We start from the raw sequence: 1,646 nt of genomic DNA, 5'->3' as shown, positions 1-1,646 counted from the left end.
TCTTGGCGCAGGCCAATCAACAGCCGTCGATCATCCTGCAGATGCTCAAGTAACTCTGATTGGTTCCAAACAGTTGTTGGTATTATCGCTCCATGTCTTGTTCGGCAACGAATGGACATGGAGCAACCCCTTTACCGTGTATCTTCTCCCTGCCACTCAAGCAGGGAGAAGAAGCAAATTAGGAGGAGATTTCTATGGAATCTATCGCCGCCTACGGAGTGAACACGGTGCAGACAGAGCCGATTGTGGTCAGGACAAGCAACCGTTCCGAAACATCCGTTTCGCCAACTCATCCTGTGCCTATCTCTTTCGATGAACAGTTGGCTAAAGCGGAATTGGCCTTTTGGGACGATCAATTAGGGTCTGGTCAAACAGGTCTGACTCAATTGGCTACCGAAATTACCCATACCTTGTCTGGCCTGAAAAGTTTGCAACTCAGTATGGACCAGGAACGGCAACAAGTGGTCGTGCGTGTAGTGGATAAAGAGACCAACAAAGTTGTCCGTCAATTGCCCAGTCGACAAATGGTCGATTTGGTAAAGCAAATGCGTGATTTGGAAGGGGTATTATTCAAAGCCTCTTCCTGAAACGTGATCGGACTGTTTGCAGCCAGCCTGGAGCTCTTTCTGGGCTGGCCCCGGATTGTTTGTAACGTACAATCTGTTCGGTGGGCCCCTATGGGCCCCCCGGATTTTTCTTTGTTTTCTGGATTTTCAATCTGCTCCTTTCCCAATTGCAGCAGTGCCCCCATTTTACCCGCATTTCCAGGGCAATCGCATTTGAAAACCATAAAATTATTATGGAGGTCCAGGAGGAGATTATCTCCTCCTGGTGGGTGCAGGGCAAAGCCCTGTTGAAAATGTGCGGCGTTTCACCAGAAGCGAATGCAAAGCATTCGCGCACGCCGCACCAATCTGTGCCCCGAAGGGGCACTCTTTTGGGAGGGCGGACGCCCGACATGCACAGTTTCGCTTGTGGCAACAGTGAGGAAATTGGCAAATGCGATTGCCCTGCCCGCATTCCCGCTTTCGCGAATGTATACATTGCTGCTATATTAATGTCGGTTACATTTCTCATTCCCTTTCGCTTGGTCGGACGCTCGGTACAGATTATGTTGCGCAATAATAGTGTAATTTACCCTGTTTTTTTTGTTTTATTGTTTGTGCTGAGTGTGGTGTTGGGTTTGGGATATATGGTGGACCGAGCCGTACTACAGGATGTACGCCGCACGCTGATGGTGGAAAAAGCCAAATGGGTTGCCGATGCCATCCAGAAAAGTCTGGAAGAGACAATCAATCAAACGGCATTGTTCAAAGAGTCATGGGTGGACAGTTTGACTTGGCTGCCGGAGGCGCAGGATATGCAGCAGCCTCATCAGAAAAAACAGTCTGATCTGAAGCAGTTTACCGAAAGATGGGAAAAATTGCGCCAGCTTTTTCCATTGTGGCAATTGGATTTTCTGATCATTTTACAGCCAGATGGCAAAGTGCAACACCAGTTGCCAGAAGGTTTGACCGATAAAGCTCCTTTCAGCAAAGAGTTGTTGGAGTCAGCCCAACAAGAGCTGCAGACGCAGGATATCTGGATGACCTTGGATCGACTGGATGGTCAGTTGTCTGTACAGCTCTTCTCTCGTTTGCCGAATG

The 1,646-nt window shown here is 48.8% G+C and carries 2 protein-coding genes; both read left to right on the top strand.

The window, feature by feature from the left end:
* Positions 1-194: 194 nt before the first annotated feature.
* A complete protein-coding gene (locus tag EJP87_RS15995) occupies positions 195-587 on the top strand; it encodes a flagellar protein FlaG (RefSeq protein ID WP_130472846.1) in 393 nt (130 codons plus the stop codon).
* A 470-nt stretch (positions 588-1,057) separates the two neighbouring features.
* Positions 1,058-1,646, top strand: a 589-nt coding sequence (locus EJP87_RS15990; RefSeq protein ID WP_130472845.1) for a hypothetical protein, incomplete at its 3' end; no start/stop codon positions are given.

The sequence above is a fragment of the Candidatus Magnetaquicoccus inordinatus genome (genome assembly GCF_004217665.1).
In the GTDB taxonomy this organism is placed as follows: Bacteria; Pseudomonadota; Magnetococcia; order Magnetococcales; family Magnetaquicoccaceae; genus Magnetaquicoccus; species Magnetaquicoccus inordinatus.
The sequence above is the reverse complement of the archived record's forward strand: the minus strand, read 5'-3'. Positions and strand labels throughout refer to the sequence as shown.